Origin of the sequence: Aliirhizobium smilacinae, assembly GCF_006335145.1 — a bacterium.
Lineage (GTDB): Bacteria > Pseudomonadota > Alphaproteobacteria > Rhizobiales > Rhizobiaceae > Neorhizobium > Neorhizobium smilacinae.
The window spans coordinates 1-5,909 of sequence record NZ_VDMN01000017.1 but is presented as its reverse complement, the minus strand read 5'-3'; the positions used below and the strand labels follow the sequence as shown (position 1 = coordinate 5,909).

Annotated in this window: 2 tRNA genes and 3 rRNA genes; all 5 read left to right on the top strand. The window is 53.4% G+C overall.

The window, feature by feature from the left end:
* Positions 1-63: 63 nt before the first annotated feature.
* Positions 64-1,544 (top strand): 16S ribosomal RNA (locus tag FHP24_RS28505).
* A 224-nt stretch (positions 1,545-1,768) separates the two neighbouring features.
* A tRNA-Ile gene (locus FHP24_RS28500) sits at positions 1,769-1,845 on the top strand.
* Between the two features lie 129 nt (positions 1,846-1,974).
* A tRNA-Ala gene (locus FHP24_RS28495) sits at positions 1,975-2,050 on the top strand.
* A 613-nt stretch (positions 2,051-2,663) separates the two neighbouring features.
* A 23S ribosomal RNA gene (locus FHP24_RS28490) occupies positions 2,664-5,464 on the top strand.
* Positions 5,465-5,722: 258 nt separating this feature from the next.
* Positions 5,723-5,837: ribosomal RNA gene (rrf, locus tag FHP24_RS28485) — 5S ribosomal RNA — on the top strand.
* Together the 16S, 23S and 5S rRNA genes with 2 tRNA genes alongside form the textbook arrangement of a ribosomal RNA operon.
* Positions 5,838-5,909: the final 72 nt, after the last annotated feature.

The following is a 5,909-nucleotide window of genomic DNA, read 5'->3' as shown; positions in this document are numbered from 1 at the left end:
TAAGTCAGTCGAGTGAGTTCTCGTCGATTCAGAACATAAAGTGATTAGTCATGATTGAATTCTCAACTTGAGAGTTTGATCCTGGCTCAGAACGAACGCTGGCGGCAGGCTTAACACATGCAAGTCGAGCGCCTCGCAAGAGGAGCGGCAGACGGGTGAGTAACACGTGGGAACATACCCTTTACTACGGAACAACTCCGGGAAACTGGAGCTAATACCGTATGTGCCCTTCGGGGGAAAGATTTATCGGTAAAGGATTGGCCCGCGTTGGATTAGCTAGTTGGTGGGGTAAAGGCCTACCAAGGCGACGATCCATAGCTGGTCTGAGAGGATGATCAGCCACATTGGGACTGAGACACGGCCCAAACTCCTACGGGAGGCAGCAGTGGGGAATATTGGACAATGGGCGCAAGCCTGATCCAGCCATGCCGCGTGTGTGATGAAGGCCTTAGGGTTGTAAAGCACTTTCACCGATGAAGATAATGACGGTAGTCGGAGAAGAAGCCCCGGCTAACTTCGTGCCAGCAGCCGCGGTAATACGAAGGGGGCTAGCGTTGTTCGGAATTACTGGGCGTAAAGCGCACGTAGGCGGATATTTAAGTCAGGGGTGAAATCCCGCAGCTCAACTGCGGAACTGCCTTTGATACTGGGTATCTTGAGTATGGAAGAGGTTAGTGGAATTGCGAGTGTAGAGGTGAAATTCGTAGATATTCGCAGGAACACCAGTGGCGAAGGCGGCTAACTGGTCCATAACTGACGCTGAGGTGCGAAAGCGTGGGGAGCAAACAGGATTAGATACCCTGGTAGTCCACGCCGTAAACGATGAATGTTAGCCGTCGGCAAGTTTACTTGTCGGTGGCGCAGCTAACGCATTAAACATTCCGCCTGGGGAGTACGGTCGCAAGATTAAAACTCAAAGGAATTGACGGGGGCCCGCACAAGCGGTGGAGCATGTGGTTTAATTCGAAGCAACGCGCAGAACCTTACCAGCCCTTGACATGCCCTGACAGCCAGAGAGATTTGGTTTCCACTTCGGTGGCAGGGACACAGGTGCTGCATGGCTGTCGTCAGCTCGTGTCGTGAGATGTTGGGTTAAGTCCCGCAACGAGCGCAACCCTCGCCCTTAGTTGCCAGCATTCAGTTGGGCACTCTAAGGGGACTGCCGGTGATAAGCCGAGAGGAAGGTGGGGATGACGTCAAGTCCTCATGGCCCTTACGGGCTGGGCTACACACGTGCTACAATGGTGGTGACAGTGGGCAGCGAAGGAGCGATCCCGAGCTAATCTCCAAAAGCCATCTCAGTTCGGATTGCACTCTGCAACTCGAGTGCATGAAGTTGGAATCGCTAGTAATCGCGGATCAGCACGCCGCGGTGAATACGTTCCCGGGCCTTGTACACACCGCCCGTCACACCATGGGAGTTGGTTTTACCCGAAGGTAGTGCGCTAACCGCAAGGAGGCAGCTAACCACGGTAGGGTCAGCGACTGGGGTGAAGTCGTAACAAGGTAGCCGTAGGGGAACCTGCGGCTGGATCACCTCCTTTCTAAGGAAGCTGTGGAATTGGTAAGACGGTCAGCACGTATCGCAAGATATGGCCTGGCATGAACCTTCCCGTGCTTTTTAGAACATAGATGGCGCCAGTCAGGCGACCATCGCAACGTAATACGCCACGGAATTGCTTCGGCAATCGGATGGTATGGCGAAGACCGCCGACTACGTTTCTCTTTCTTCAAGAAGACAATAACCGCACGACCGGTTTGACTGAATGGGCCCGTAGCTCAGTTGGTTAGAGCACACGCTTGATAAGCGTGGGGTCGGTAGTTCGAGTCTACCCGGGCCCACCATTTGCATGGCGAATGTTGGTGCTGGTGGATGGGAACGCAGTCGATAAGATCGTGCGATAATGGTGTTGATGAACGGGCTTGACTGATGCTGTCGGTTCGAGCTGTTCCTGATGATCGCGTTTGCGAATTGGGGCTTTAGCTCAGCTGGGAGAGCACCTGCTTTGCAAGCAGGGGGTCAACGGTTCGATCCCGTTAAGCTCCACCATATTTGGTCCTCACGGCGAGCGCAGCCTTTGGCTGCTGCCTGCGGACGGCGCGGCCAACGATGGCCGACGGCCTCTGGCCTACGGGCGGACCGATCGAAAGTCGAGTTAATCTCCTTTCGGTTCAACATTGTCTTCTGAAGAAAAAAAGTTTGCACGACGCATTTGCGTTTGTGCCTGTTCTGCAAAAATCGTGAAGAGAAGATTGATCTGGAGGCTTCCAGGTGTTGGTTTTACCGCAAGGTAGGCTGATGTCCGAGGCCGGTTCCAATGACGTCGTTGATGGCCTAGCCGGCCGGACACGAAAGAGGGATCGGAAGAGGTGGGAAGCTTGTCACTCTGGTCGGTCGTTGTTGGTGTTTTGACCTTTGGGTTATGACATCTCTGACGACTTATTGATGTCCGTTTGCTAACCGCACGGACCCGGATTTAATCTCGAGAAGCTGGTCTTAAAGATGAGTTTGCAAGCGGGTCGCTCGGCGTGACCCCAAAAAAGCAGGCTTATCGAACACGTCGATGGCATCATGAGATGGTAGGGTTGTAAAAGGTAGCCCTGCTGCTTTCGCTTTTTCTTTGGAAAAGCTGAGCTAACTGATGAGCATTGGCAATGAGAACGATTAAGTGTCGTAAGGGCATTTGGTGGATGCCTTGGCATGCACAGGCGAAGAAGGACGTGATACGCTGCGATAAGCTGTGGGGAGCTGCGAATAAGCTTTGATCCATGGATCTCCGAATGGGGCAACCCACCTTAAATACCTAGAAAGTTTAAGCCGTCTTTCGGGACGGTTTAGGTTTCTAGGTATTGTAATAAGGTATCTAACTTTCGAATACATAGGGGTTAGAAGCGAACTCAGGGAACTGAAACATCTAAGTACCTGAAGGAAAGGACATCAACCGAGACTCCGTAAGTAGTGGCGAGCGAACGCGGACCAGGCCAGTGGCAATGTGGAATAAAGCTGAACAGGTTGGAAAGCCTGGCTAGAGTGGGTGATAGCCCCGTAAGCGTAGAACACACATTGTCCTTGAGTAGGGCGGGACACGTGAAATCCTGTCTGAACATGGGGAGACCACTCTCCAAGCCTAAGTACTCGTGCATGACCGATAGCGAACAAGTACCGTGAGGGAAAGGTGAAAAGCACCCCGACAAGGGGAGTGAAATAGAACCTGAAACCGGATGCCTACAAGCAGTCGGAGGGCGCAAGCCTGACGGCGTACCTTTTGTATAATGGGTCAACGACTTAGTGTATCTAGCAAGCTTAAGCCGGTAGGTGTAGGCGCAGCGAAAGCGAGTCTGAATAGGGCGATTTAGTTAGATGCATTAGACCCGAAACCGAGTGATCTAGCCATGAGCAGGCTGAAGGTTGGGTAACACCAACTGGAGGGCCGAACCCGCATCTGTTGCAATAGATTGGGATGACTTGTGGCTAGGGGTGAAAGGCCAATCAAACTCGGAGATAGCTGGTTCTCCGCGAAAACTATTTAGGTAGTGCGTCGATCGAATACCTCAGGGGGTAGAGCACTGGATGGGCTATGGGGACTCACCGTCTTACTGATCCTAACCAAACTCCGAATACCTGAGAGTACTAATCGGCAGACACACGGCGGGTGCTAACGTCCGTCGTGAAGAGGGCAACAACCCTGACCTCCAGCTAAGGTCCCCAAGTCATGGCTAAGTGGGAAAGGATGTGAGGATCCCAAAACAACCAGGATGTTGGCTTAGAAGCAGCCATCATTTAAAGAAAGCGTAACAGCTCACTGGTCTAAATAAGGGTCTTTGCGCCGAAAATGTAACGGGGCTAAAGCCATGCACCGAAGCTGAGGATGTACACGCAAGTGTACGTGGTAGCGGAGCGTTCCGTAAGTCTGTGAAGGGGGATCCGTGAGGACCCCTGGAGATATCGGAAGTGCGAATGTTGACATGAGTAACGACAAAGGGGGTGAGAGACCCCCTCGCCGAAAGACCAAGGGTTCCTGCTTAAAGTTAATCTGAGCAGGGTTAGCCGGCCCCTAAGCCGAGGCAGAAATGCGTAGGTGATGGGAACCACGTTAATATTCGTGGGCCTGGTGGTAGTGACGGATTGCGTAACTTGTTCAGACTTATTGGATTGTCTGGGCGGGGAAGCGGTTCCAGGAAATAGCTCCACCGTATAGACCGTACCCGAAACCGACACAGGTGGTCAGGTAGAGTATACCAAGGCGCTTGAGAGAACTATGCTGAAGGAACTCGGCAAATTGCACGCGTAACTTCGGAAGAAGCGTGACCCTCTTTTACGCAAGTAGATGAGGGTGGCACAGACCAGGGGGTAGCGACTGTTTATCAAAAACACAGGGCTCTGCGAAGTCGAAAGACGACGTATAGGGCCTGACGCCTGCCCGGTGCTGGAAGGTTAAAGGGAGAGGTGCAAGCTTTGAACTGAAGCCCCAGTAAACGGCGGCCGTAACTATAACGGTCCTAAGGTAGCGAAATTCCTTGTCGGGTAAGTTCCGACCTGCACGAATGGCGTAACGACTTCCCCGCTGTCTCCAGCATAGACTCAGTGAAATTGAATTCCCCGTGAAGATGCGGGGTTCCTGCGGTTAGACGGAAAGACCCCGTGCACCTTTACTATAGCTTTACACTGGCATTCGTGTCGGCATGTGTAGGATAGGTGGTAGGCTTTGAAGCGGGGACGCCAGTCTTCGTGGAGCCATCCTTGAAATACCACCCTTATCGTCATGGATGTCTAACCGCGGTCCGTCATCCGGATCCGGGACAGTGTATGGTGGGTAGTTTGACTGGGGCGGTCGCCTCCGAAAGAGTAACGGAGGCGCGCGATGGTGGGCTCAGACCGGTCGGAAATCGGTCGTCGAGTGCAATGGCATAAGCCCGCCTGACTGCGAGACTGACAAGTCGAGCAGAGACGAAAGTCGGTCATAGTGATCCGGTGGTCCCGCGTGGAAGGGCCATCGCTCAACGGATAAAAGGTACGCCGGGGATAACAGGCTGATGACCCCCAAGAGTCCATATCGACGGGGTTGTTTGGCACCTCGATGTCGGCTCATCGCATCCTGGGGCTGGAGCAGGTCCCAAGGGTTTGGCTGTTCGCCAATTAAAGCGGTACGTGAGCTGGGTTCAGAACGTCGTGAGACAGTTCGGTCCCTATCTGCCGTGGGTGTAGGAATATTGACAGGATCTGTCCCTAGTACGAGAGGACCGGGATGGACATATCTCTGGTGGACCTGTTGTCGTGCCAACGGCATAGCAGGGTAGCTATATATGGAATGGATAACCGCTGAAGGCATCTAAGCGGGAAACCAACCTGAAAACGAGTATTCCCTATCAGGGCCGTGGTAGACGACCACGTTGATAGGAGGCGTGTGGACGTGCAGTAATGCATGAAGCTTAGCCTTACTAATAGCCCGATTGGCTTAATCGTTCTCATTGACCATGCTCATCGAGCGCCGCCAGGCGCGAAGATGAAGCCATGACGTGTTCAACAAGACCATCGCCAGTTCAGTCTGGTTTCCTTGCTCGACTTCGAGCCGGGCAGCCATACAGAACGATAGTTCGTCGCCAATCGCTTGGCGGCCCGTCCGGAGCGCTGCGCGCGTCAGGACAAAACAAAGGCGATGTTCCGAAAATCCAGCTTCTCATCACATTCCGACCTCGCGGTCGGAACATTGCCCTTAAATGACCTGGTGGTCATGGCGGGGCGGCCGCACCCGTTCCCTTTCCGAACACGGCCGTGAAACGCCCCAGCGCCAATGGTACTCCGTCTCAAGACGCGGGAGAGTAGGTCGCTGCCAGGTCTTTTAAAGGCAATGCACGCAAAAGCGTGGTACAATCTTCTCGACACTTCTCGGCCCAAGCCGAAACACCAA